At 48.1% G+C, this 216-nt stretch carries 1 protein-coding gene; it reads right to left on the bottom strand.

Annotated features, from left to right (window positions below):
- A partial coding sequence (locus HJV72_RS19310; protein WP_305798509.1) for a DnaJ C-terminal domain-containing protein occupies nt 1–216 on the bottom strand: 216 nt, incomplete at both ends.

Here is a 216-nt window from a genome sequence, read left to right as displayed (position 1 = left end):
AGCGTAGGAACCTTAATCTCATCACCCAAAGTTGCCTGTACAATATTGATCGGCACTTCGCAGTAAACAGTAGTACCATCGCGCTCAAAAAACTTATGCGGTTTAACATACAAATATACATACAAATCACCGCTTGGTCCGCCTTTAACCCCTGCTTCGCCTTCTCCGGCTACCCGCAGGCGGGAACCGTTGTCAACACCTGCAGGGATCTTGACT

Origin of the sequence: Extibacter sp. GGCC_0201, assembly GCF_017566055.1 — a bacterium.
In the GTDB taxonomy this organism is placed as follows: Bacteria; Bacillota; Clostridia; order Lachnospirales; family Lachnospiraceae; genus Extibacter.
The sequence above is the reverse complement of the archived record's forward strand: the minus strand, read 5'-3'. Positions and strand labels throughout refer to the sequence as shown.